23 protein-coding genes are annotated in these 21,319 nt (G+C 75.3%); 13 read left to right on the top strand and 10 right to left on the bottom strand.

Annotated features, from left to right (window positions below; genetic code table 11):
* Window positions 1-219: 219 nt before the first annotated feature.
* The 3 genes from glgX to treZ all read left to right on the top strand — a co-directional run bounded on the left by glgX (window position 220) and on the right by treZ (window position 6,623).
* Window positions 220-2,352 (top strand): glycogen debranching protein GlgX, encoded by a 2,133-nt coding sequence (gene glgX, locus ACWDRR_RS02400; protein ID WP_449770301.1) that lies wholly within the window; start codon window positions 220-222, stop codon window positions 2,350-2,352.
* A gap of 81 nt (window positions 2,353-2,433) precedes the next feature.
* Window positions 2,434-4,881 carry a malto-oligosyltrehalose synthase gene (gene treY / locus ACWDRR_RS02405; protein WP_449770302.1) on the top strand — a complete coding sequence of 816 codons (2,448 nt, stop codon included), beginning with the start codon at window positions 2,434-2,436 and terminating at the stop codon, window positions 4,879-4,881.
* Window positions 4,878-6,623 (top strand): malto-oligosyltrehalose trehalohydrolase, encoded by a 1,746-nt coding sequence (gene treZ / locus ACWDRR_RS02410; RefSeq protein ID WP_449770303.1) that lies wholly within the window; start codon window positions 4,878-4,880, stop codon window positions 6,621-6,623. Before treY ends, treZ begins: the two co-directional genes overlap by 4 nt.
* 25 nt (window positions 6,624-6,648) lie before the next feature.
* Here the strand turns inward: treZ and ACWDRR_RS02415 are convergent, their stop codons facing one another.
* Together ACWDRR_RS02415 and ACWDRR_RS02420 are read right to left on the bottom strand one after the other, a co-directional pair.
* Complete coding sequence (locus tag ACWDRR_RS02415; RefSeq protein WP_449770304.1) at window positions 6,649-7,542, bottom strand: transketolase family protein; 894 nt, start codon at window positions 7,540-7,542, stop codon at window positions 6,649-6,651.
* Between the two features lie 123 nt (window positions 7,543-7,665).
* Window positions 7,666-8,367, bottom strand: a complete 702-nt coding sequence (locus ACWDRR_RS02420; protein WP_449770305.1) for a transketolase — start codon at window positions 8,365-8,367, stop codon at window positions 7,666-7,668.
* A gap of 56 nt (window positions 8,368-8,423) precedes the next feature.
* Here ACWDRR_RS02420 and soxR point away from each other — a divergent pair, with 56 nt between their 5' ends.
* Window positions 8,424-9,020: a redox-sensitive transcriptional activator SoxR gene (gene soxR, locus ACWDRR_RS02425; RefSeq protein WP_449770306.1), complete on the top strand. Its 597-nt coding sequence runs from the start codon at window positions 8,424-8,426 to the stop codon at window positions 9,018-9,020.
* Between the two features lie 30 nt (window positions 9,021-9,050).
* On the opposite strand, the gene ACWDRR_RS02430 is transcribed toward soxR, so the two are convergent.
* Window positions 9,051-9,971: a PfkB family carbohydrate kinase gene (locus ACWDRR_RS02430; RefSeq protein WP_449770307.1), complete on the bottom strand. Its 921-nt coding sequence runs from the start codon at window positions 9,969-9,971 to the stop codon at window positions 9,051-9,053.
* Window positions 9,972-10,067: 96 nt separating this feature from the next.
* Here ACWDRR_RS02430 and ACWDRR_RS02435 point away from each other — a divergent pair, with 96 nt between their 5' ends.
* The 5 genes from ACWDRR_RS02435 to ACWDRR_RS02455 all read left to right on the top strand — a co-directional run bounded on the left by ACWDRR_RS02435 (window position 10,068) and on the right by ACWDRR_RS02455 (window position 13,370).
* The gene (locus tag ACWDRR_RS02435) at window positions 10,068-10,508 is read left to right on the top strand and encodes a hypothetical protein (RefSeq protein ID WP_449770308.1); all 441 of its coding nucleotides are present in this window, start codon (window positions 10,068-10,070) and stop codon (window positions 10,506-10,508) included.
* Between the two features lie 69 nt (window positions 10,509-10,577).
* A complete protein-coding gene (locus ACWDRR_RS02440; RefSeq protein ID WP_449770309.1) occupies window positions 10,578-11,438 on the top strand; it encodes a helix-turn-helix domain-containing protein in 861 nt (286 codons plus the stop codon).
* Complete coding sequence (locus tag ACWDRR_RS02445) at window positions 11,428-11,631, top strand: DUF397 domain-containing protein (RefSeq protein WP_449770310.1); 204 nt, start codon at window positions 11,428-11,430, stop codon at window positions 11,629-11,631. The genes ACWDRR_RS02440 and ACWDRR_RS02445 overlap by 11 nt, the downstream gene beginning before the upstream one ends.
* Window positions 11,632-11,700: 69 nt before the next feature.
* Window positions 11,701-12,360 (top strand): HAD family hydrolase, encoded by a 660-nt coding sequence (locus ACWDRR_RS02450; protein ID WP_449770311.1) that lies wholly within the window; start codon window positions 11,701-11,703, stop codon window positions 12,358-12,360.
* A gap of 281 nt (window positions 12,361-12,641) precedes the next feature.
* On the top strand, window positions 12,642-13,370 hold the full coding sequence (locus ACWDRR_RS02455; protein WP_449770312.1) for a class I SAM-dependent methyltransferase: 729 nt from the start codon (window positions 12,642-12,644) through the stop codon (window positions 13,368-13,370).
* A 108-nt stretch (window positions 13,371-13,478) separates the two neighbouring features.
* Here the strand turns inward: ACWDRR_RS02455 and ACWDRR_RS02460 are convergent, their stop codons facing one another.
* On the bottom strand, window positions 13,479-13,958 hold the full coding sequence (locus ACWDRR_RS02460) for a MarR family transcriptional regulator (RefSeq protein WP_449770313.1): 480 nt from the start codon (window positions 13,956-13,958) through the stop codon (window positions 13,479-13,481).
* 97 nt (window positions 13,959-14,055) lie between these two features.
* On the opposite strand from ACWDRR_RS02460, the gene ACWDRR_RS02465 reads away from it, so the two are divergent.
* Complete coding sequence (locus ACWDRR_RS02465) at window positions 14,056-14,442, top strand: hypothetical protein (RefSeq protein ID WP_449770314.1); 387 nt, start codon at window positions 14,056-14,058, stop codon at window positions 14,440-14,442.
* Window positions 14,443-14,518: 76 nt separating this feature from the next.
* On the opposite strand, the gene ACWDRR_RS02470 is transcribed toward ACWDRR_RS02465, so the two are convergent.
* Entirely contained in the window at window positions 14,519-15,946 is a 1,428-nt protein-coding gene (locus ACWDRR_RS02470) for a hypothetical protein (protein WP_449770315.1), read from the bottom strand.
* Window positions 15,947-16,128: 182 nt separating this feature from the next.
* The gene (locus tag ACWDRR_RS02475; protein ID WP_449770316.1) at window positions 16,129-16,395 is read right to left on the bottom strand and encodes a hypothetical protein; all 267 of its coding nucleotides are present in this window, start codon (window positions 16,393-16,395) and stop codon (window positions 16,129-16,131) included.
* Window positions 16,396-16,584: 189 nt separating this feature from the next.
* Here ACWDRR_RS02475 and ACWDRR_RS02480 point away from each other — a divergent pair, with 189 nt between their 5' ends.
* Window positions 16,585-17,001 carry a hypothetical protein gene (locus ACWDRR_RS02480; RefSeq protein ID WP_449770317.1) on the top strand — a complete coding sequence of 139 codons (417 nt, stop codon included), beginning with the start codon at window positions 16,585-16,587 and terminating at the stop codon, window positions 16,999-17,001.
* 47 nt (window positions 17,002-17,048) lie between these two features.
* Here ACWDRR_RS02480 and ACWDRR_RS02485 read toward each other — a convergent pair whose 3' ends face one another.
* Window positions 17,049-17,930, bottom strand: a complete 882-nt coding sequence (locus ACWDRR_RS02485) for a LysR family transcriptional regulator (protein WP_449770318.1) — start codon at window positions 17,928-17,930, stop codon at window positions 17,049-17,051.
* Between the two features lie 76 nt (window positions 17,931-18,006).
* Between ACWDRR_RS02485 and ACWDRR_RS02490 the strand changes: the two genes are divergently transcribed.
* The gene (locus ACWDRR_RS02490; protein WP_449770319.1) at window positions 18,007-18,744 is read left to right on the top strand and encodes a CTP synthase C-terminal region-related (seleno)protein; all 738 of its coding nucleotides are present in this window, start codon (window positions 18,007-18,009) and stop codon (window positions 18,742-18,744) included.
* Between the two features lie 68 nt (window positions 18,745-18,812).
* Here the strand turns inward: ACWDRR_RS02490 and ACWDRR_RS02495 are convergent, their stop codons facing one another.
* The 3 genes from ACWDRR_RS02495 to ACWDRR_RS02505 are packed head-to-tail and all read right to left on the bottom strand — an operon-like array spanning window position 18,813 to window position 20,668.
* The gene (locus ACWDRR_RS02495; RefSeq protein ID WP_449770320.1) at window positions 18,813-19,343 is read right to left on the bottom strand and encodes a GNAT family N-acetyltransferase; all 531 of its coding nucleotides are present in this window, start codon (window positions 19,341-19,343) and stop codon (window positions 18,813-18,815) included.
* Window positions 19,344-19,381: 38 nt separating this feature from the next.
* On the bottom strand, window positions 19,382-19,978 hold the full coding sequence (coaE, locus tag ACWDRR_RS02500; RefSeq protein ID WP_449770321.1) for a dephospho-CoA kinase: 597 nt from the start codon (window positions 19,976-19,978) through the stop codon (window positions 19,382-19,384).
* Window positions 19,979-20,026: 48 nt separating this feature from the next.
* Window positions 20,027-20,668 (bottom strand): MBL fold metallo-hydrolase, encoded by a 642-nt coding sequence (locus ACWDRR_RS02505; RefSeq protein WP_449770322.1) that lies wholly within the window; start codon window positions 20,666-20,668, stop codon window positions 20,027-20,029.
* Between the two features lie 61 nt (window positions 20,669-20,729).
* On the opposite strand from ACWDRR_RS02505, the gene ACWDRR_RS02510 reads away from it, so the two are divergent.
* Complete coding sequence (locus ACWDRR_RS02510; RefSeq protein WP_449770323.1) at window positions 20,730-21,215, top strand: MarR family winged helix-turn-helix transcriptional regulator; 486 nt, start codon at window positions 20,730-20,732, stop codon at window positions 21,213-21,215.
* Window positions 21,216-21,319: the final 104 nt, after the last annotated feature.

A 21,319-nucleotide genomic window follows, 5' to 3' on the forward strand; every position in this document is an offset into this window, starting at 1 on the left:
CAGCCCCGGGAGCACCCGCCGGACACCCGTTCGGGCGAACACGCGGCGAATGGCCCCGCTGTCGGGGACGCCGTCGGGGAGTATGCGGACTGTGCCGTGCGTCACGGTGCGCGACCGCCGCACATGCCCGGCCGCCCGGCCGGGAAGAGAGCGTCGGGGTCCGGGCTGATAGTCGGACTACCTGTCAGTTTCCCTCCTATACAAGGAAGTTGAGGACTCATGCAGGTCTGGCCAGGGAAGCCCTACCCCCTCGGTGCCACCTTCGACGGGGCCGGCACCAACTTCGCGGTGTTCTCCGAGAGCGCCGACCGGATCGAGCTCTGCCTGCTCGACGAGGACGGGTCGGAGACGGCCGTCGAGCTGCGCGAGACGGACGCCTTCGTCCGGCACGCCTACCTCCCCGGGGTCCAGCCCGGCCAGCGGTACGGCTTCCGCGTCCACGGACCGTACAACCCGGGCCTCGGCCAGCGGCACAACAGCGCCAAACTGCTGCTGGACCCGTACGCCAAGGCGATGAGCGGGAACATCGACTGGGACGAGTCGGTCTACGGCTACCACTTCGGCGCCCCCGAGCGCCGCAACGACCTGGACTCCGCCCCGCACACCATGCACTCGGTGGTGGTCAATCCGTACTTCGACTGGGGCACCGACCGGCCGCCGCGCACCGACTACCACCGCACGGTGGTCTACGAGGCCCACGTGAAGGGCCTCACCAGGCTCCACCCGGGCATCCCCGAGGAGATCCGCGGCACCTACGCGGGCCTGGCCCACCCCGCGGTGATCGAGCACCTGGCCAAGCTCGGCGTCACCGCGATCGAGCTGATGCCGGTGCACCAGTTCGTCCGCGACCACCGGCTGCGCGACCTCGGCCTGTCCAACTACTGGGGCTACAACACCGTCGGCTTCTTCGCCCCGCACTCCTCCTACTCCTCCACCGGGGACAGAGGCCAGCAGGTGCAGGAGTTCAAGTCGATGGTGAAGGCGCTGCACGCGGCCGGCATCGAGGTGATCCTGGACGTCGTCTACAACCACACCGCCGAGGGCAACCACCTCGGCCCCACCCTCTCGCTGCGCGGCCTGGACAACGTCTCCTACTACCGGCTCGCCCAGGACCAGCGGTTCTACGAGGACACCACGGGCACCGGCAACAGCCTGCTGATGCGCAGCCCGCACGTCCTCCAGCTGATCATGGACTCGCTGCGCTACTGGGTCACCGAGATGCACGTCGACGGCTTCCGCTTCGACCTCGCCGCCACGCTCGCCCGGCAGTTCCACGAGGTGGACCGGCTCTCCTCGTTCTTCGACCTCGTCCAGCAGGACCCGGTGGTCTCCCAGGCCAAGCTGATCGCCGAGCCCTGGGACCTCGGCGAGGGCGGCTACCAGGTGGGCAACTTCCCGCCGCTGTGGACGGAGTGGAACGGCATGTACCGGGACACCGTGCGCGACCTGTGGCGCGGCGAGAACGCCACGCTCGCCGAGTTCGGCTCCCGGCTCACCGGCTCCTCCGACCTCTACCAGGACGACGGCCGCCGCCCGATCGCCTCGATCAACTTCGTCACCTGCCACGACGGCTTCACCCTGCGCGACCTGGTCTCCTACAACGACAAGCACAACGCGGCCAACGGCGAGGACAACCGGGACGGCGAGTCCTTCAACCGCTCCTGGAACTGCGGCGCCGAGGGCCCGACCACCGACCCGGCCGTCGAGGAGCTGCGCGCCCGCCAGCAGCGGAACCTGATCGCCACCCTGATGCTCTCCCAGGGCGTGCCGATGCTCTCGCACGGCGACGAACTCGGCCGCACCCAGCAGGGCAACAACAACGCCTACTGCCAGGACAACGAGCTCGCCTGGGTGCACTGGCCCGAGGGGGACGGCCCGGAGGCCCGGCTGCTGGAGTTCACCCAGGGCATGATCTGGCTCCGCCGCGACCACCCCGTCTTCCGGCGGCGCCGCTTCTTCCACGGCCGCCCGGTCTCCGGCCGCCCCGCCGCCAGCAGCTACGAGGACCTCACCGACATCGCCTGGTTCACCCCCAGCGGGGAGGAGATGACCAAGCGCAACTGGGGCGCCAGCTACGCCAAGTCGCTCACCGTCTTCCTCAACGGCTACGCCATCTCGGAGCCGGACCGGCGCGGCGGGCGGATCGTCGACGACTCCTTCCTGCTGATGTTCAACGCCCACTTCGAACCGCTGGAGTTCACCGTCCCGGCCGACCACGGGCAGGAGTGGCAGGTCGTGGTCGACACCGCCCAGCCCCGGCTGCCCGCCCCCGGCTCCGGCGCCCGGGTCAAGGCGGGGGACGCCCTCTCGCTCGTCGACCGCTCGCTGATGGTGCTCCAGCGGCCGGCGTAGCGGGTGCCGCTCCCGGCGCGTTCACCTGTTCGGATCAGCAACGGGTCTTGGCCGCGGGCTCGCACGGGTACTCATGGACACATGACCTACGCCGCCGAGCCCGCGCAGCCCCGCCCGGCCGCAGTACCGTCCGCCACCTACCGCCTCCAGCTCCAGCCCGGCTTCACCCTGCGCGACGCCACCGCCGCCGTGCCCTACCTGGCCGCCCTCGGCGTGTCGCACCTGCACCTCTCCCCGCTGCTGGAGGCCGCCCCCGGCTCCACCCACGGCTACGACACCGTCGACCACGGCCGGATCAGCGCCCAGCTCGGCGGCGAGCCGGCGCTGCGCGCGCTGGCCGCCGAGGCCCACCGGCACCGCCTGCGGCTGATCGCCGACGTGGTGCCCAACCACATGGCCGTCCCCGTCCCCGAGCGCCTGAACCGGCCGCTCTGGCACGTCCTGCGGGACGGCCCCGACTCGCCGTACGCGCCCTGGTTCGACATCGACTGGGCCGCCCAGCCGGGGCCCACCGACGCCCCCGGGCGCGGCCGGGTGCTGCTGCCGCTGCTCGGCGACCGGCTCGGGGCCGTCCTCGGCGACCTCGTCGTCGACGGCGAGGAGCTCCGCTACCACGACCACGCCCTCCCGCTGCGGCCCGGCACCGCCGGCCTCCCCCTGCCGGAGCTGCTCGCCCGGCAGTGGTACCGGCTCGCCTGGTGGCGGCTGGCCCGCACCGAGCTGAACTACCGGCGGTTCTTCACCGTCAACGAGCTGATCGCCGTCCGGGTCGAAGTCCCCGAGGTGTTCGAGGCGACGCACGGCGTACTGCTGCGGCTGCACCGCGAGGGCGTCCTGGACGGGTTCCGGATCGACCACCCGGACGGTCTGGCCGACCCGCGCGGCTACCTGCGCCGGCTCGCCGGGGCCACCGGCGGCGCCTACACGGTGGTGGAGAAGATCCTCACCGGCGAGGAGCGCCTCCCCGGGGACTGGCCGTGCGCCGGCACCACCGGGTACGACGCGCTGCTGCGCATCGACGGCGTGCTCACCGACCACCCCGGCGCCGGCCGGCTGGCGGGCGCCTACGAGCACGCGGTCCACGGGACGGGCAGCGGCGTCCCCGGCGAGCCCTGCGCCGACCCGCACCCGGCCGTCGTCGCCGCCCGGCGCGGGCGCTCCGACATGACCGGTCCGCAGGGCGAGCTCGCCGCCGAGGTCGAGCGGCTGGTCCGGCTCGCCGTACGGATCGGCGCCGCCGAACCGGCCCACGCCGACCACGCGCCCTGGCAGCTGCGGGACGCCCTGCGACGGGTGCTCACCGGTTACCCGGCGTACCGCCCGTACGTGCGCCCCGGCGAGCCCGCCCCGGCCGTCTCCGAGCAGCAGCTCCGCGCCGCGCTCGACGGCTCCGAGGACGCCACCGGGCGGCTGGTCGCCGACCTCGCCCTCGGGCGGCTCGGCGGCGGCCCCGAGAAGGACGAGTTCTGCGTCCGCTTCGCGCAGACCGCCGCCGCCGTCGCCGCCAAGGGCGTCGAGGACACCGCCTTCTACCGGTGGAACGCGTTGCTCGCCCTCAACGAGGTGGGCGGCGAGCCGGCCCGGCCGGGGCTCGCGCCCGCCGCGTTCCACGACTGGTGCCGCTACGTGGAGGCGCACTGGCCGGCCACCATGACCGTGCTCTCCACCCACGACACCAAGCGCAGCGCCGACGCCCGCGCCCGCCTCGCCGTGCTGGCCGAACAGCCGGACGGCTGGGCCGCCGAAGCCGCCGCCTGGTCCACCGCCGCCGGCCCCGGGGGCGACCCGAACAGCGACTGGCTGCTCTGGCAGACCCTGGTCGCGGCCTGGCCGATCACCCCGGAGCGGCTCGTCCCCGCCCTCCTCAAGGCCGCCCGCGAGGCCAAGCAGCAGACCTCCTGGACGGCCCCCGACGCCCGCTTCGAGGAGGCCCTGGCGGACCGCGCCCGGGCCGTCCACGGCAACCCGGGGCTGCTCCCCCGGATCGAGGGCTTCGTGCACGCCCTGGCACCGTACGCCCGGGCCAACACCCTCTCCGCCGCGCTGCTGCACCTGACCGTGCCCGGCGTGCCGGACCTCTACCAGGGCAGCGAGGAGCCGCTGTACACCCTGGTCGACCCGGACAACCGGGGCGTGGTCGACCTCGGCGCGCTCGCCGTCCGGCTGACCGACTCGGCCACCCCGCGACCGGGCGACCTCGCCCGGGAGAAGCTGCACCTGACCACGACGGCGCTGCACCTGCGCCGCCGCCGGCCGCTGGGCGCCTACCGGCCGCTGGCCGCCCGCGGCCGGAGCGCCGACCACCTGCTCGCCTTCGCCCGCGGCGACGACGTGATCACGGCGGTCACCCGGCTGCCGTACGGGCTCGCCCGCGCCGGCGGCTGGCAGGGCGCCGAACTGGACCTGCCGGCCGGCGGGGCCTGGACCGACGAGCTGACCGGGCGCCGGTTCACGGCGGGCGCGGTGGCGGTGGCGGAGCTGCTGGCGACGCACCCGGTGGCGCTGCTGACCAGGGAGGGCGGGGCGTGACGACGCACGAGGTCCGAACGTACGAGGTGTGGGCCCCGGCCGCCGCCGAACGGGTCGAGGTGGAGGTCGACGGCGGCCGGCACCCGCTGGCCCGGGACGGCGGGCGGGCCGGGTGGTGGCACGGCGAGGCGCCGGCCGGGGACTACGCGTTCCGGCTGGACGGCGGCCGCCCGCTGCCCGATCCGCGCTCGCCCCGGCAGCCGCACGGGCCGGACGGCCCCAGCCGGGCCGTCGACCACGCCGCGTTCCACTGGTCGCAGACCGGCTGGCGCGGCCGCCCGCTGCCCGGCGCCGTCCTGTACGAGCTGCACATCGGCACCTTCACCGCCGCCGGCACCTTCGAAGCAGCCGCCGAACACCTGGACCACCTGGTCGAGTTGGGCGTCGACTTCGTCGAACTGCTGCCGGTCTGCCCGTTCCCCGGCCGGCACGGCTGGGGCTACGACGGCGTCTCGCTCTGGGCCGTGCACGAGCCCTACGGCGGCCCGGACGGGCTGAAGCGCTTCGTGGACGCCGCGCACCGCAAGGGCCTCGGCGTCGTCCTCGACGTGGTGCACAACCACCTCGGCCCGTCCGGCAACTACCTGCCCGCCTTCGGCCCGTACTTCACCGACCGGCACCACACGCCGTGGGGCTCGGCCGTCAACCTGGACGCCCCCGGCTCGGACGAGGTGCGCCGCTACCTGATCGGCAGCGCGCTGGCCTGGCTGCGCGACTACCGGATCGACGGCCTGCGACTGGACGCCGTGCACGCCCTCGCGGACGACCGCGCCGTCCACTTCCTGGAGGAACTCTCCGGCGAGGTTGACCGGTTGGCCGTCGCCACCAACCGGCCGCTGTTCCTGGTCGCCGAGTCCGACCTCAACTCCCCGCGCGCCACCACCCCGCGCGAGGCCGGCGGCCAGGGCCTCACCGCCCAGTGGAGCGACGACTTCCACCACGCGCTGCACACCGCGCTCACCGGCGAATCCCAGGGCTACTACGGCGACTTCGCCCGCGCGCCGCTGGCCGCCGTGGCCAAGGCGCTCACCCGGGGCTTCTTCCACGACGGCGGCTGGTCGTCGTTCCGGGGCCGCAGCCACGGCCGCCCCTTCCCGGCCGCCCACGGCCACCGGCTGCTCGGCTACCTGCAGACCCACGACCAGATCGGCAACCGGGCGCTGGGCGACCGGCTCTCCCCCGGCCTCTCCCCCGGCCGGCTCGCCTGCGGGGCGGCGCTGGTGCTCACCTCGCCGTTCACCCCGATGCTGTTCATGGGCGAGGAGTGGGGCGCGGCCACCCCCTGGCAGTACTTCACCGACCACACCGACCCGAACCTCGCCGAGGCCGTCCGCCAGGGCCGCCGGCGGGAGTTCGCCGAGCACGGCTGGCGGGCGGACGCGGTACCGGACCCCCAGGAACCGGCCACCGTGCTGCGCTCCGTCCTCGACTGGACCGAGCCGAGGCGCGCCCCGCACGCCGAACTGCTCGCCTGGTACCGGGCGTTGATCCGGCTGCGGCGCACCCGGCCGGAGCTCACCGACCCGGACCTCGCGGCCGTCCGGGTCGAGTACGACGAAGCGGACCGGTGGCTGGTGCTGCACCGGGGGGCCCTCCGGGTGGCCGTCAACCTGGGCAAGCACGCCGCCGCACTGCCGCTCGGGGCGCCGGGGCGGGAGGTGGTGGCGTCCTTCGGGGAGTGCGCGCTCGACGGCTCGGCGGTGCGGCTGGGGCCGGACGCCGTCGCCGTGGTCGGCCTGTGACCCGTGGTGCGACCCGCCGGGCGGGTCACCGGAGGAAGGTGCCGATCCGCTCCCGCAGTGCGGGCGCGTCCAGGCCGTAGGCGGTCAGGTGCTCCGCGATCGAGCCGTAGTGCCGGTGCTCCTCGCGCGGCACCCCGAGGGCGAGCACCCGGTGCGGCCGGTCCGCCAGCGCCGCGTGCACCTCACCGGCGGACGTCCCGGCCAGGTAGGGCTCGACCAGCACCACGTCCGCGCGCCCGGTCGCGCCCGCCCGGAGCCCGGCCGCGTCGAACGGCCGCACGGTGGCCGCGTACAGCACGGACACGTCCAGGCCCTCGGTGGCCGCCAGCACGGCGTCCAGCATCGGGCCGACCGCGAGCACCACGCCCTTCGAACCCCGGCGCACCACGGTGAAGCGGCCCGCCTCAACGGGCACCGCCGCCGCGTTCCGGTGCTCGGACAGGCGCACGTACACATTGCGGTCGCCGTCGGCCACCGCGTGCCGCAGCAACCGCTCCGCCTCGTCCGGGTGGCCCGGCACGTGGACCGTCCAGTCCGGCAGGGTGTCCAGCAGCGCGACATCGCCCGGCGCCATGTGGGTCCGGCCGCCGGCGGGCCAGTCGTAGGAACCGGCGGCGCTCACCAGCACCGCGCCGACGCCCTGGTGGACGAGGTCCAACTTGACCTGCTCGAAGGGTCGTTCGATCAGGAAGCTGGCGAAGGTGTGGGCGATCGGCCGCATCCCGGCGAGTGCCAGGCCGCCGGCCGCGCCGATCAGCAGCTGCTCGCGGATGCCGACGTTGACCACCCGGTCGGGGTGGCGCTCGGCGGCGGGGGCGAAGCCGGCGGCACTGATGTCGGCCAGCACCACGGCCAGCCGGGGGTCGTCCTCGAGCAGCCGGGTGGTGACGTCGAGGAAGCGCTCGCGCATGGTGTCCATGGGTGGTGAAGTCCCTTACTGGTCGGAGGTCTTGGTGGTCGTCGGGGGCGGGCACGTCACTCGGCCGCCCCGGTACCGGGTTGCCCCGGCACTCGGCGGCCCCGGTACTCGGTGCCCTGGTGCTCAGTTGCCCTTGGGCTCCACCCGGGCGACCACCACCCGCGGACGCCCCGGGTGCTCGGCCGTGAACGCCGCGTACAGCGCCTCGTGGTCGCGTCCGTCCACGGTCGCGGCCGACCAGCCCTCGGCGGCGAAGCGCGCCGCGATGCCGCCCTGCCACCCGTGCGTGGCCGAGGAGTTGTCGATGACGACGGCGTGCAGCCGGTCCAGCCCGTACGCACCCGCGAAGGCCACCGCCTCGTGGTTCGACCCCTCGTCGAACTCCGCGTCCCCGAGCAGGACCCAGACCGCCGGGTCGGTCAACCCCTGGGCGCGCAGCCCGAGCGCCGAGCCGACCGCCAGCGGCAGACCGTGCCCGAGCGAGCCGGCGCTGATCTCCACCCCGGGGATCAGCGTGCGGTCCGGGTGGTGGCCGAGCGGCGAGTCGTAGGCGCCGAAGCTCGGGAGCAGCTCCGGGTCGATGAAGCCCTTGGCCGCCAGCACCGCGTAGTACGCCATCGGGCCGTGGCCCTTGGAGAGCAGGAAGCGGTCGCGCTCCTGGTCATCCGCGGTGGCCGGGGTGACGCGCAGGACGCGGTCGTAGAGCACCCAGAGGACGTCCAGCGTGGAGGTGGCGGCGGGGCCGTGCTTCTCGGCGCCGGTCATCAGGCCCATCAGGCCGGTGAGCTCCTCGAAGGCGGTGGCGGTGCGGGTGTTCGTCGTCATGCCCACGATGGTGCAACTTGAAGTCGACTTGAAGTCAAGCGGCTACAGTGTGCGGCATGACCGCTCCCGCATCCGCCCGCGGCGAGGCCACCGGTGCCTCCGGCAGCAGCTCCGGCGGCACCTCCGCCGGCACCTCCGCCGGTGCCTCCGCCGGACCGAGCCGGCACGACCTGCTCACGATCGGCCAGCTCTCCGAGCGCAGCGGCCTCGCCACCTCCGCACTGCGCTACTACGAGAAGCTCGACCTGATCCACGCCACCCGCACCACCGGGGGCCAGCGCCGCTACACCCGCGCCACGCTGCGCCGGGTCGCCTTCATCCGCGCCGCCCAGCGCGTCGGCCTCTCCCTCGACGAGGCCAGGGTCGCCCTGGACCGCCTCCCCGAGCACCGCGCCCCCACCGGCGCCGAGTGGGACGGCGTCGCCCGGTCCTGGCAGAGCCGGATCGACGAGCAGATCGCCGAGTTGGAGCGGCTCAAGGCCAAGCTCACCGGCTGCATCGGCTGCGGCTGCCTCTCGCTCTCCCGCTGCACCCTGTACAACGCCGCCGACCGCGCCGCGGCCGCCGGCCCCGGCGCCCGCTACCTGCTCACCCGCGACCCGGCCACCGGCCCCGAGCCGGCCCCCGACGAGCCGCGGCCCACCGGCCGCTGACCGCCCCCGGGCCGCCGCCGGAGCGGGCCCTCAGCGTGCGAGCAGGCGGTCGAGGTCGGCGCGGTGCGGCACCGCGCCGCGGGCACCGAGCGCGGTGACCGCGAAGGCCCCGGCGGCGACGGCGGTGGCCGCCGCCCGGACGAGGGCGGCGCCGCGGGCGAGTTCGGCGGCGAGCGCGCCGCAGAAGACGTCGCCGGCGCCGGTGGTGTCGACGACGGTCACCTGCGGGGCCGCGAGGCGCTCGACGCGGCCGTCCTCGGCGACCAGCGCGCCGTCACCACCGAGGGTGACCACCGCGGCCGCCCCGAGCGCGGCCAGCGCCGACGCCGCCCCGGCCGGATCGCCGATGCCGGTGAGCTGGTGGGCCTCGACGGCGTTGACGACGAGCAGCGCCCGGTGTTCGGCGGCGCCGGCCGGGAGCGTCCCGGCGGGCGCGGCGTTGTGGACCCATCGCACGCCGGCCACCGCCCCGGCGGCCCGGGCCGCCGCATCGAGGCACGGGGGTGGGACTTCGCCGCTGGTCAGCACCACGTCACCGGTGCGCAGCCGCAGGGCGGCCAGGGCGTCGGCGACATCGCCGGCCGAGAGCAGGGCGTTCGCGCCCGGCAGGACGAGGATGCTGTTCTCGCCGCCGGGATCCACCATGACGATCGCCTGCCCGGTCTCGGCCGAGCCGTCGGTGCCCACCGTGGCGGTGCCCACCGCGCGGGAGTGCAGCTCGGCGAGCGCCCGGCGCCCGGCGGCGTCCGCGCCGACCCTGGCGACCAGATGGGTGGCCGCGCCCAGTCCGGCGGCGGCGACGGCCTGGTTGGCGCCCTTGCCGCCGAACCCCTCGGCGGCGGAGGTCACCAGCACCGTCTCACCGGGCGCGGGCAGGACGGGACAGCGCAGGATCCGGTCGGCGTTCACCGAACCGACGGCCACGACACGGCCGGGAGAGTGTGTGCTCACCCCTCCTGTCTAGACGGTCGGGCGCCGGATCGCCACGCCCCGGCCCGCCGCGGGGGCCCGGCCGATGCCCTTGCGGCGCCCCCTACCATGATCGCCATGACCGCGACCGACACCCGCCCCGGCCGACTCGCCCCGGCCGGGCGAGCCGCACTCGCACTCGCCTCCCTCTGGGCCGCGAGCGCACTCTGCTGGGGCGCCTTCGCCCTGACGTACGGCCCGAGCGCCGATGAGGCCGCCGGGAAGGACAGCGACGACCTCATCGGGTACACCTTCGCGAGGCTGCTCGCCGGCGCCCTCGTGCTCGCCGGGGGCGCCCTGGCGACGCTCTGGCTCGCCGCCTTCCGCCGGATCCGCGGCGGCCTGAACGGCGACGGCCACGCCTGGGCCGGCGCCCTGCTGTCCGTCGTGAGCGTCGTGCTGTGGCTGCCGATGATCCTCGGCGCGCCCCTGCTCTGGGACACCGTGTTCGTGCTCTTCCTCGGCACGGCGATCGTCGGAGGCCTCCGCGCCGCCGGCAGGGCGGACGACCACCGCTGACACCGGCCGGGCCGCCGCGGGGGAGGTGGCACACTGTGACGCGACGTCAACTGACAAGGAGCGGCCAGAGTGGACAGCCCGACCGTGCTCCGGCGTAGGCTCGGCTCCGAGTTTCGCCGCCTGCGCGAGCAGACCGGGCTCCAGGCGAAGGCCGTCGCCGACACCCTCGGATTCAGCGCGGCGAAGGTCTCCCGAATAGAGTCGGGGCAGACCACCCTGAAGGAGTCGGACGTCCGGGCGCTGCTCGAACTGTACGGCGTCAGCGACGAGTTCGAGCGGCGGCAGTTCATCTCACTGACCCGCCGCAGCACCCAGCGGGGTTGGTGGCACGACTACGGCGACGCCCTCCCCGACTGGTTCCAGACCTATGTCGGCCTGGAGGCCGACGCCGCGCGAATCCGGGCCTACGAGACCGAGTTGGTCCCCGGCCTGCTGCAGACGCGGGACTACGCCCGTGCCCTGTTCCGGACCGCGCCGTCGGGACACGGGCCGGCAGAGGTCGAACGTCGCGTCAGGCTCCGGATCCAGCGCCAGGAGGTCTTCCAACGCCCCGACCCGCCGGTCGTCCGGGCGATTCTCAACGAGTCCGTCCTGCGCCGCCAGGTCGGCGGGGCGGACGTCATGCGCGCGCAGGTGAACCACCTGGTCGAGTTGGCGCAGAAGCCGAGCGTCGAGCTCCAGGTGCTTCCGTTCAGCACCGGCACGCACCCCTCCATGAGCATGGCCTTCCACATCCTCTCCTTCGCCGACGTACCCGGCGAGATCGTCTACGTCGAGGCCTTGACGAGCAGCCTGTACATAGAGAAAGAGTCGGACATCGCCCGCCATGCGCTCGTGTTCGACCAGCTCGCGGCGACCGCGATGAACGCCGAGGATTCCCTGTCCTGGATGCACGAGCTGGCTACCGAGGGGTACGGACATGACGACTGACCTGACATGGCGCAAGAGCAGCTTCAGCGGCAGCGAAGGCGGGAACTGCGTCGAGGTCGCGGACGGCGCCCCCGGCACGGTTCCGGTCCGGGACAGCAAGGACCCGCACGGGCCCGCGCTCGCCTTCACCGCCGACGCCTGGCGGTCCTTCCTCGCCGCCCTCCGCACCGGCGAACTCCCCGTCCACTCCTGACACTCGGCGCGCGGCGGGAGCCCGGCCGAGCCTGCGGGCGCCCGCACCCGCTGTGATCTACTGCCGGTCATGCCGCTGCTGATGCTGGATCTCGACAACACCCTGATCGACCGCGACGCCGCCTTCCTCGCCGCCGTCCGGGCGTTCCTGACCGAGCACCGCCTGCCCGCCGGGGACCTCGGCTGGATCGCGGAACTCGACGCGAGCGGGTACACGCCGAACGACCGGATGGCCGCGGCCATCGCCGAGCGGTACGGGAGTTCGGCGCCCACGAGCGCCGTCGACGCCCTGCTCGACAACGGCGGCGCCGATCTCGTGGTGCTGGCCGAGTCCACCCGCCGGGCCCTGGCCCGGGCGCGGGCCGGCGGGTGGACGTGCGTCATCGTCACCAACGGCACCACCGTGCAGCAGGAGGCGAAGATCCGCCGCACCGGGCTCGACCGGATCGTCCAGGGCTGGGTGGTCTCCGAGGCCGTCGGCCACAAGAAGCCCGGGCCGGAGATCTTCCGGGCCGCGGCCGAGGCGGCCGGGCAGCCCCTCGCCGGCGCCTGGATGGTCGGCGACTCGGCGCACGCCGACATCGCGGGCGCGCACGCGCTCGGCCTGCGGAGCGTCTGGGTGTCGGCCGGCCGGCCGTGGGCGCAGGACGCGTACCGGCCCACCCTGGTCGCCGAGGACGTCGCCACCGCGATCGGCCACGCCATCGACGGCCCGTCCCCGGCCCCGTGACGCCCCGGAAAGCTTTACCTCCTGCTGGGAAACGCCACCCCCCGCCGGCCCCCGGAAAGCCCTCTCGACGGCCCCCGGAGGCCCCGCCGCCGGGCGGACGCACCGGGGTTGAAGGGGCGGGGCCCAGGGGTCGTCCGACGGGTGCGGGCACCGCCCCGAAGGGCTTCCCACCCCCTCCCCACCGACCCGGAACATGGCCTCTGACCAGCCACTTTCCCCTCTGCGGCGACTAGAATCCAGGGGAGCGGACGGCAGCCCGTCCGCCTGTGGAGAGGACTCGATTGCACCGCGACATCCGCACCCCCGAAGACGTCCTGCGCATGCTGGACCGGCTCTTCCTCCCCGACGCCGACCGGTGGACGGAGAACGCCTCCGACTGGTGGGACCGGTTCTACGCGGACCGGTCCGCGCCCCGCCCCTTCTTCGTCCCCAAGCCGGACGAGAACCTCGTCTCCTACCTGGACCGCGGCCTGCTCGCCCCCGGCCGCGCCCTGGACCTCGGCGCCGGCCCCGGACGCAACGCCGTCCACCTCGCCTCGCGCGGCTTCGAGGTGGATGCCGTCGACCTCTCCCCCACCGCCGTCGCCTGGGCCGAGGAACGGGCCCGCGAGGCCGGTGTCGACGTCCGCTTCCACTGCGGCACCATCTTCGACGTCGAACTCCCGCCCGGGCAGTACGACGTGGTGTACGACTCCGGCTGCCTGCACCACCTCCCGCCGCACCGCCGGATCAGCTACCTCGCCCTGCTGGAGCGCGTGTTGAGGCCCGGCGGCCACCTCGTCGTCAACGCCTTCGCGGCCGGCGCGATGGGCTCCGAGCTCCCCGACGAGGAGCTCTACCGCAACGGCCGGCTCGACGGCGGCCTCGCCTACACGCCCGACGAACTGCGGTACCTCTTCTCGGAGTTCACCGAGATCGAGATCCGACCGATGGAGCCGCAGGGCGCCGACTCGCCGCTCTTCGGCATCCCGGTGCTGCTGAGCGCGCTGTTCCGCCGCCCGGCCCGGTAGCCGGGTCGGCACGACGGTCCACGCCGGCACGGCCTGCCGCCGACCCCCTCGGCGGCAGGCCGTGCCGACCCACGTCCTCGCCCCCGCCCCGCCCCGACCCGACCGGGCCTACCGCCCGTCGGCCGTGACCGCGGCCTCGTAGGCGAGGAGGGTGTCCACGAACATCCGCCGCTGCTCCGGGGTCAGCGGGGCCAGCGCGGTGCGCCAGGCCGCCGCCCCCGGGGCGAGCCAGCCGGCGATGGCGGGCTGCTGGTCCGGGGCGATGGCGACGATCCGGCGGCGGCGGTCGGCCTCGTCCTCGCGCCGCTCCAGGATCCCCTGGCGGTTCAGCTCACCGACCATCAGGCTCACCGTGGTGGGCGCGACCTCCAGGCGGCCGGCCAGCTCGTTGACGGTCATCGGCCCGTCGAAGAGCAGGTAGGAGAGCAGCGACAGGTGCCGGGGCGCCAGGGCGAAGGACTGCAGCGCCTCGGGCAGCGGAATCCTCTTCACCCGGCCGACCATCCGCGGCATGAGCAGCAGCAACGCCCGGACCGCGTCGTCGACCCCGCTGTCGTCACCGCCCGCGCCCGCCTTCGGCGTTGACATCACGCACCCCTCTCCCTATACCTTTGCTATCAAAGATGATTTACGTGCAAAGCGAATGCACGCCCATGGTACGAACCGATCCGAACGGAGCTCCGCCATGCCGCACTACAGCCTGCACATCCGCGAGGAAGCCCTCGACGGGACGATCGAAACCCGGCTCATCGGGGCCCTCACCGACGCCGTCGTCAGCGTCTTCGGCGAGGGCGTCCGGCCGCTCGTCGGCGTGGAGCTGATCGGCGTTCCGCAGAACCGCCGGGGCATCGGCGGCGTGCCGACCGACCGGGACGCCCCGGAGGTCACCTTCAGCATGCGCGAGGCCGCCTTCCACCTGGACGCCGTCCCGGACGCGCCCGCCCGCCTCATCGCCGCCACCTACGACGCCCTCGCCGGCGTCCTCGGCGAGGGGATCCGCCGGCAGACCGTCGTCACCGTCGTGGGCGTCCCGCGGGGCCGCTCCGGCGCGGGCGGCGAGCCGGCCGCCTGAGCGCGGCCCGAACAGCGGGGTGCGGCGGCCGGGCCCCGGCCGCCGCACCCGCACCGCTCTGGCGCTCGCCGGTCCGCTACGCCACGAAGGCGAGCGGCATCACGCGCCCGCCGTCGGTCAGCAGCGTCGCCACCGCGCTCACGGCGCCGGTCGCGAGGTCGACCTTCAGGACCAGCACCCGGTGCCCCTGGTTCTCCGAGCCGTGCTGGATCGTGGTGTACGCCGCGTTGCCGGCACGGTCCACCACGAACGCCTCCTCCTGGACGGCGGCCCCCCACAGCTGCTCGGGAATCGTGGCGAGCGGCTTGAGCGCCACGCGCGGGTGGGCCGGGTCGGCGGTGTCCACCGTGGCGAGCGCGAGCTCCCGCCCGTCGGCGCTGAGGACCTGACGGTCACCCACCAACGCCTTGGGGCTGAGCACTCCGCCGCTCACCTCCGCGACCGGGTTGGCGGCGAGCGTGGCCACCGGGCCGACGCGGACCGTCCGCTGCTCGTCCGCGGCGACGGTCAGCGAGCCGTCGGCGTTCGCCACCGCCCGCTTCGCCGCCTGCGCGGACACCACCCGGCCGCCGAGGAAGGCCAGCGCCTCGGGGGCCCGCACGCCGATCCCCTCGACCGGGTGCTCACCGGTGCCGTCCGGCCGGACGGCCCGCAGGCGGCCGTCCGGCGTCGGACCGCTCGACTCGGACCAGTGCACGACCTCACCGCTCACCGGGTCGACCACCGGGGCGCTCTGGCGGGTGCCCGCGCCGGCGGCCGGCAGGCCGGAGATGTCCTTGAGGTCGGTCGGGCCGCCCTGGCCGAGCACGGAGACGTGCGGCTCACCGGGGTGGGCCGCGTCCTGGAACCCGTACTGCGCGGTGCCGACCATGCCGGTGAAGCCGGCGGTGAAGCCCGCCGGGGCCGCGCAGCCGCGGAAGTTGGTCGGCGGCTTGGCGAGCCCGTTGTCGACCGCGAAGCTGCGCACCTTCGACGCCGCGCCGTCCGCGCCGACGGCGACCAGGACGCAGCGCTCCTCCGGCGTCCCCGTGTGCGTGCTCACCGAGAGCACCAGCCCCTTGGCCTCGGTGGCGGCGGGCAGCGCGTCGAGGAGCACCTTCTCCGGGAACCGCACCCCGGTCGCCGGCCCGCTCGTGGCCGCCGTGGCACTGGCCGTGGCCTCCCCCGTGCCCCCGCCACCGCTCTGGCATGCCGTCAGCGCCAGCAGCGGCACGGCGGCCGCCGCCAGGACAGCCCTGCGCAAGGGCGTCATGCCCCCCACCTCCACCCGTTCGGTTTCGGGCCCAGGGTAGCCGGACCCGAAACCGGGGCACGCGGCGCGGCCGCGGTCGGCCCGGCGGGCGGTCGGGGCGAGGGCCGCCGCGCTGCGCTTGCCGACGGCGCCGGCCTCGTCGCCCCCGGGGGCCTCCCACTCCTCGGTCGTGGTGACGGCGATGGCGCTCCGGTCGGCCGACGGACCGGCCCGGACGGCGGCGTGGCCGACGAAGGACGGGTTCCGTACCACGTCACCGCGACCGCACCGGGCCCGGAGTGCCGCGCCCCGGCGTTGGAGTCCGGGCGGCGGACGGTCTCCGGAGGGGTCGCGGCGGGCCCGGGGAGCCCGGGCGTCCCGGGGTCGAGCCGGGTCCGGCCGGCGAACGGCGCGGGCGGCTCGCCCGCACGACGGCCTCCGCCGGGCGGGCGGGGTCACCGGGTCCGCGAGGCGGGAGGGGAGTCGCCGAGCCCGCGCAGCGTGGTCCGGTCGGCGTGCGGAACCTCGGGCAGCCGGCGCGCGAGGGGGCCGCCCCGGCCGACCTGCTGCTCGCCGACGAGTCGGAGCAGGACGGTGCCCGGGTGGGTGCTGCCGACCGGGCCCGCGCGCACGTGCCCGTCCGGTCCGGCGGGCACGCCGGTCACGGGCTCGCCGAGGGCGCCGGTGACGAGACCCCGGCCGTCGACGGTGCCCCGCAGCACCGCCGGCTCCAGTGGAGCTCCTCCGTCGACCGCCGGGCGGTGCCGAGGAGGCGACGGGCCGGGCCGTCGGCGGGCACCGGGGAGCCGACACGGGGCCGGTGCTCCGGCACGGCCGCCGGAACGGTAGGCCGCACCCGCGGGCCCGCTCCCGCCGCCGATGGCCTACGGTGGGCGCCGGAGGGGTGGGACATGACCGATGCTCAGATGCCGAACTCGACTTCGGCGCAGGCGGATTCACAGCTGCGCGCCGCCGGGAGGCCGTTCGCCGACCGGGTCGGCGAGCTCGTGCGGGCCTGGGAGGCCGACGGCCGGGACGAGGGCCGGCTGGTGACCGGCAGAGCGTTCTTCGCGCTGTACTGCTGGCACCTGCAGACCTCCCGCAGCGGCAGCCGGCACGACGCGGCCACCACGGCGTACGTGGAGAGCGCCCACCGGGCGATCGGCGGCGCGGCCGGCTGGAACGCCGTCCTGGGCCGCCGGGAGCACTGCTCCTGCCACGGCGAGCGCTGGCGGCTGGAGAACCTCTCGATCTGCCTCGGCTGCCTGCAGTACGTCTGCTACCAGCTCGACGGGCCGTGCTGCCACGGCGCGGCGATCGTCGGCTGAACCACGGGCACCCCGGCCGGGCGCCGGCCGGGGTGCCCGACCGGCCGTCAGCCGCTCAGCAGCCGGGCCAGCAGCGCCGCCGGGCCCTCCGGCAGGCTGCCGTGCACCAGCTCCGTCCGGTGCACCAGCCGCGGCTCCCGGACCGGCACCGCGACCACGCCCGGCGCACCCGCCGCCACCGCCGCGGGCAGCACCGCCAGCCCGTGCCCGGCCGCGACCAGCGCGAGCAGCCCCCGCACGTCGGTCCCCAGGTAGCGGACGGCGGGCCGGAAGCCGTCGACGGCGGTGGCGGCGCGCAGCCGGGCGGCGGTGGGCGCGAGGTCGGGGGCCTCCAGCCAGCGCGCGGCGGAGAGGTCGGCCAGCGCCAGGCCCCGGCGACCGGCCAGCGGGTGACCGGCGGGGAGCGCGACGGCCGGCGGCTGCTCGTCCACCGCGACCGTGCTCAGCGGGCCGACGTCCGGCAGCGGCAGCGGGTCGCTGGGGGCGGCGAGGCCGTCGATCAGGGCGAGGTCCACCTCGCCGGTGGCGACCAGGGCGGGCAGTGCCTGCTGCGCCACCGTCCGGACCACGAGGTCGACCCGGGGGTGGGCCCGTCGCACGTCCGCCAGCGCGCGCCCGAGCGTCGCCCCGAGCGCCAGCGGGGTGGCACCGACCGTCAGACGGGCGCTGGGGGCGCCGGCCAGGCGTGCGACGTCCGCGCGCGCCGCGTCCAGCCGGACGAGCAGCGGCCCGGCGTGCTCCAGCAGCCGCGCGCCGGCCTCGGTCGGGCCGACCGGGCGGCGGAGCAGCAGGCCGGTGCCGAGGTCCGCCTCCAGGGCCGCGATCTGCTGCGAGACGGCGGACTGGGTGTAGCCGAGGTCGCGGGCCGCCTCGGAGAAGGATCCGAGGCGGACCACGGTGACGAAGGTGCGCAGCTGCTGCGGATCCACGAGTATCAGATCCTCTGATCGAAGGGTCAGAAATCATCGTTGGCGCTGATGGCCAACGCGGGGTCAGGATAGCCGCATGACCTACCCGACCCCGCGCATCGCCCTCGTCGGCGACCGCTCCCCCGCCGTCCGCTCGCACGCCCGCATCCCCGGCCTGCTCGACGCCCTCGCCACCCGCGACCAGCTCGTGCTGGACGCCTACTGGATCCCCACCGAGGACGCCGGGGCGCCCGGCGCCCTCGACGGCTTCGACGCGGTCTGGCTGCTCCCGGGCAGCCCGTACCGCAGCGAGGCGGGCGCCGTGGCCGCCGTCCGCACCGCCCGCGAGCACGGCATCCCGTTCCTCGGCACCTGCGCCGGCTTCCAGCACGCGGTGCTGGAGTACGCCCGCAACGTCTGCGGGATCGGCGGCGCCGCGCACGGCGAGAGCCACCCGGAGGAGGACGACCTGGTGATCGTGCCGCTCAGCTGCTCGCTGGTCGGGCACGAGGGCGCGGTGGAGATCACGCCGGGTTCGCTCGCCGAGCGCGTCCTCGGCGCCACCCGCACGCTGGAGCGCTACCACTGCGCCTACGGGCTGAACCCCGCCTACCTGGACCGGCTGCGCGCGGGCGGCCTGCGGTTCAGCGGCGTCGACGACGAGGGCGGCCTGCGGGTGCTCGAACTCCCCGGGCACCCGTTCTTCCTCGCCTCGCTGTTCCAGCCCGAGCTGGCCGGCGACGGCACCCTCGCCCACCCGATCCTCCGCGCGCTGGCCGCCGCCGCGGTCTCGCACGCGGCGGCGGCCGGACAGCCGGCGCCGGCCCGGGACTGACCGGCCGGGGCACCCCCGGCGCCCCGGGGGACTGTCACCCGCCCGGCCCGGCCGCGGCGCCCGGGGCCTCACATGGGCAGCGAACGCAGCCGCACCGGCCCCTCGGGCCACGCGGCGCCCACCGCCAACGGCGTCCACATGGTGCGCAGCGGCATCGCCACCACCCGGTCGCCGGACTGCTCCACCAGTACCTCACCCGCGAGCTCCCGCCAGCCGAGCCGCTCGTAGAGCGCGACCAGCGGCGGCCGGCAGAACAGCAGCGCGTACCGCGGGCCCAGCGTCCGCGCGTGCTCCAGCGCCGCGCCGACCACCGTCCGGGCCAGACCGCGCCCCCGGGCGTCGGGGGCGACGGCCACCCCGCCGACGCCCATCGCCTCGACGTCCACGCCACCCACCGTCAGGGGCAGCCGCAGCAGGCCGGTGTGGGCGACCAGCCGGCCGTCCTCGCCGTGGACTCCGAAGTGGATCTCCTTGGGGAGGAAGGTCAGCCCGGTGTCCGCGACGCCGTACGGATCGGGGCCGTCGCCGAGTATCTCGGTCTGCTGGGCCCGGCCGTACTCGGCGAGGCGGACGACTGCGGGAACCGTGTGATCAACCATGGCCCCATGATCGCCGTCGCGGGCGCGATCCGGCCAGGTCAGCCCTGACGGGACTTCAGCTCGCCCCAGACCTCGTCGACCCGGGGGGCCAGCGCCTCCAGCGGGCCGCTGTTGTCGATGACGAGGCCCGCGACGGCCAGCCGGTCGGCCCGGGTGGCCTGCGCGGCCATCCGGGCCCGGGCCTCCTGCTCGGTCATCCCGCGCAGCCGGACCAGCCGGTCGATCCGCACCCCGTCCTCGGCGTCGACCACCAGCACCAGGTCGTACAGCGGGGCGAGGCCGTTCTCCGCCAGCAGCGGGACGTCGTGCACCACCACCGCGTCCGGGGCCGCGGCCGCCTCCAGCTCGGCGGAGCGGGCCCGGACCAGCGGGTGGACGATCGCGTTCAGCGCCCGCAGCCGCTCGGGGTCGGCGAAGACGACGGCGCCGAGCGCGGGCCGGTCCAGCGAACCGTCCGGCCGCAGCACGCCCTCGCCGAACTCGGCCACCACGGCCTTGAGGCCCTCCGTGCCGGGAGCGACCACCTCGCGGGCGATCACGTCCGAGTCCACGATCACGGCGCCGTGGGCGGCGAGCAGCCGCGACACCTCGCTCTTGCCGGCGCCGATGCCACCCGTCAGTCCGATCTTCAGCATGGCGTCAGGCTACCGGCGCTCGGCGGTCGCGGTCAGCCCCGCCCGGACTCAGCCCAGGTCGAGGCTCTCGCCCTCCCCCAGGGTGAGCAGCTCGGCGCCGGTGCCCGGGCCGCCGGGGCCGACCAGGCGGGTGTGCACCGCCAGGCCCGCCGGGCTGAGCACCGCGTCATGGATCGGCAGCGCCCGGCGCGGGCCCGCCTCCCGGACGTAGTCGACCAGCTCGGACACCTTGGTCCACGGCCCGGCGATCGGCAGCAGCAGCGTCTCCACCACGTGCGGCGGCACGGTGAGCGCGTCGCCGGGGTGGAAGAGCCGCCCGTCGAGGAGGAAGCCGATGTTCTTCACCTGCGGGATGTCCGGGTGGATCACCGCGTGCCACTCGCCGTGCACGGATACGTCGATCCCGCCGATCTCGAAGGCGTCGCCCTCACCGACCACGGCCACCCGCTGCGCGACGCCGTCCAGCTGGGCGGCGACCGCGCTGTTGGTCCAGACCCGCAGCGCCCGGTCCGCCGCCAGGGCGGCGCGCAGCCGGGCCTCCTCGAAGTGGTCCACGTGCTCGTGGGTGATCAGCACCGCGTCCGCGCCGGCGAAGGCGGCGGGGTCGGTGAACATCCCGGGGTCGACGACGACGGTGGTGTCGCCGTGCTCCAGACGGACGCAGGCATGTCCGAACTTGGTGATTCGCATGGGGAAACCATACAGCAAGGCTGTGCAGTTTCGCTGTACATCATGGCGATAGGCTTCTCCCATGACCAGCGACACCAGCGACACCAAAGACACCGGCGACACCAGCGACACCAGCGACACCGGCCCGGTCCCGCACCCGGAGACCCTCGAACTCGCCGCCGACCTCCGCGCCGCCGTCGGCGACCTGGTCCGCGCGATCCGCCCCGGCGACACCCTCCCGCAGAACCAGGCCGGCGTCCTCGGCCTGCTGATCCGCGACGGACGCGCCCTGACCGTCAGCGAGCTGGCCGCCCGCCAGCGCGTCCGCCATCAGTCGATGGCCCGCACCGTCACCCTGCTCACCGGCGCCGGCCTGGTCACCCAGGAGCCGCACGCCACGGACGGCCGCAAGCTCCTGATCACCCCCACCGAGGCCGGCCGCGCCGCCCTGGCCGAGCAACGCGCCCGCCGGGAGGCCCGGATCGCCGCCGTCATCGAGGCCCGCCTCACCCCCGAGGAGCAGGAGACCCTGCGCCGCGGCGTCGCCCTGCTGCGCCGCCTGCCCTGACCGGCGCGAACCGGCCGGGGCGAACCGGCCGGCGTGAACCGGCCGGGGGCGCCGGGCCGCGCGAGGCAACTCCCCAGCTCCGGACCGCTCCTGACGCCCTGCTA

This window comes from Kitasatospora sp. NPDC003701, assembly GCF_053587085.1.

What these genes read in the sequence shown, in the direction of transcription:
- glgX (WP_449770301.1), top strand. Translation starts at nt 220, where the DNA reads ATGCAGGTCTGGCCAGGGAAGCCCTACCCCCTCGGTGCCACCTTCGAC.
- treY (WP_449770302.1), top strand. Translation starts at nt 2,434, where the DNA reads ATGACCTACGCCGCCGAGCCCGCGCAGCCCCGCCCGGCCGCAGTACCG.
- ACWDRR_RS02415 (WP_449770304.1), bottom strand. Translation starts at nt 7,542, where the DNA reads ATGGACACCATGCGCGAGCGCTTCCTCGACGTCACCACCCGGCTGCTC.
- ACWDRR_RS02420 (WP_449770305.1), bottom strand. Translation starts at nt 8,367, where the DNA reads ATGACGACGAACACCCGCACCGCCACCGCCTTCGAGGAGCTCACCGGC.
- soxR (WP_449770306.1), top strand. Translation starts at nt 8,424, where the DNA reads ATGACCGCTCCCGCATCCGCCCGCGGCGAGGCCACCGGTGCCTCCGGC.
- ACWDRR_RS02435 (WP_449770308.1), top strand. Translation starts at nt 10,068, where the DNA reads ATGACCGCGACCGACACCCGCCCCGGCCGACTCGCCCCGGCCGGGCGA.
- ACWDRR_RS02445 (WP_449770310.1), top strand. Translation starts at nt 11,428, where the DNA reads ATGACGACTGACCTGACATGGCGCAAGAGCAGCTTCAGCGGCAGCGAA.
- ACWDRR_RS02450 (WP_449770311.1), top strand. Translation starts at nt 11,701, where the DNA reads ATGCCGCTGCTGATGCTGGATCTCGACAACACCCTGATCGACCGCGAC.
- ACWDRR_RS02460 (WP_449770313.1), bottom strand. Translation starts at nt 13,958, where the DNA reads ATGTCAACGCCGAAGGCGGGCGCGGGCGGTGACGACAGCGGGGTCGAC.
- ACWDRR_RS02465 (WP_449770314.1), top strand. Translation starts at nt 14,056, where the DNA reads ATGCCGCACTACAGCCTGCACATCCGCGAGGAAGCCCTCGACGGGACG.
- ACWDRR_RS02480 (WP_449770317.1), top strand. Translation starts at nt 16,585, where the DNA reads ATGACCGATGCTCAGATGCCGAACTCGACTTCGGCGCAGGCGGATTCA.
- ACWDRR_RS02490 (WP_449770319.1), top strand. Translation starts at nt 18,007, where the DNA reads ATGACCTACCCGACCCCGCGCATCGCCCTCGTCGGCGACCGCTCCCCC.
- ACWDRR_RS02495 (WP_449770320.1), bottom strand. Translation starts at nt 19,343, where the DNA reads ATGGTTGATCACACGGTTCCCGCAGTCGTCCGCCTCGCCGAGTACGGC.
- coaE (WP_449770321.1), bottom strand. Translation starts at nt 19,978, where the DNA reads ATGCTGAAGATCGGACTGACGGGTGGCATCGGCGCCGGCAAGAGCGAG.
- ACWDRR_RS02505 (WP_449770322.1), bottom strand. Translation starts at nt 20,668, where the DNA reads ATGCGAATCACCAAGTTCGGACATGCCTGCGTCCGTCTGGAGCACGGC.
- ACWDRR_RS02510 (WP_449770323.1), top strand. Translation starts at nt 20,730, where the DNA reads ATGACCAGCGACACCAGCGACACCAAAGACACCGGCGACACCAGCGAC.